The organism is Kitasatospora sp. NPDC054768, from assembly GCF_053612025.1.
The window spans coordinates 1-1,202 of sequence record NZ_JBSHBN010000356.1 but is presented as its reverse complement, the minus strand read 5'-3'; the positions used below and the strand labels follow the sequence as shown (position 1 = coordinate 1,202).

At 67.0% G+C, this 1,202-nt stretch carries 1 protein-coding gene; it reads right to left on the bottom strand.

Features of this window, described 5'->3' with window-relative positions:
• Nucleotides 1-1,086, bottom strand: coding sequence for an IS630 family transposase (locus ACWGKU_RS41110; protein WP_452181105.1), 1,086 nt, complete (start codon nucleotides 1,084-1,086; stop codon nucleotides 1-3).
• Nucleotides 1,087-1,202: the final 116 nt, after the last annotated feature.

Below are 1,202 nucleotides of genomic sequence, written 5' to 3'. Positions count from 1 at the left end.
CTAGTGAGCTGGTCCGGAGATTCTTGAGCAGTAGCGGCAGATTCGGTCGATGATCTGGTCGGCGGTCTTGGTCCACTTGAATGGGTGGGCGCTGTCGTTCCAGCTCTTGATCCAGTCCTCGAGCGTGGTCTTCAGGTCGTCGAGCGAGCAGAAAACTCCACGCTCGAGGCAGCGCCGTTCCAGCTCCGCGAACCACCGCTCGACCTGGTTGATCCAGGACGAGTACGTCGGCGTGAAGTGCAGCTGGACGCGAGGATGCGCGATCAGCCAGCGGTGCACCACGGGTGACTTGTGGGTGGACAGGTTGTCGCAGATCACGTGGACCGCCAGGCCCGGCTCGGTCTGGCGGTCGATCTCGTCGAGGAAGTCCCGGAAGTCGACGGCGCGATGCTGGGCGGACACTCGGCTGATGACCTTGCCGGTGGCGACGTTCAGTGCGGCGAACAGATCCACGGTGCCGTGGCGGATGTAGTCGAAGCTGCGGCGTTCGGGGACCCCGGGCAACATCGGCAGCACCGGCGTGGTCCGCTCCAGGGCCTGGATCTGCGGCTTCTCGTCCACCGCGAAGACCACCGCGTTCGCCGGCGGGGCCAGGTAGAGGCCGACCACGTCCCGGATCTTGTCGATCAGCAGTGGGTCCGGAGAGATTTTGAAGGTCTCCGTCCGCCAGGGCTGCAGTCCGAAGGCCCGCCAGATTCGCAGCACGCTCGAGGGTGAGATGCCGACCTTCGCGGCCAGCTCCCGCTTGGACCAGTGGGTGGAGCCCTCCGGCGTCTCCTCCAGCGTGCGCACCACTACCTCCTCCACCTGGGCGTCGGTGATGGTGCGCGGGACTCCGGGCCGCGGTTCGTCGGCCAGGCCGTCCAGACGCTCGTGCAGGAACCGGGCCCGCCACCGGTTGACCGTGCCCCGGTTGACCCCCAACCGGGCGGCCACCGCGATGTTGCTGCCGCCCTCTGCGCAAGCCAGCACGATTCGCGCCCGCATTGCGAGCCCTTGGGCGGTCCTGCGTCGGGTCGCCCATCTCTGCAAGGTCAGCCGCTCCGAATCCGACAGGACCAGCGGCCGCAGTCTGCTGTCACCCATACGGACAGCAGACCGCGGGGCTGACGCCATGTCACCACCCGGAGCGCGGAGAACACCGAAACTGTGACGCGAAGCGCCTCACGTGGCGACCGCAGATCTCAAGACCAGCTCACTAG

Coding starts and splice junctions, on each gene's coding strand:
- ACWGKU_RS41110 (WP_452181105.1), bottom strand. CDS start 1,086: ATGGGTGACAGCAGACTGCGGCCGCTGGTCCTGTCGGATTCGGAGCGG.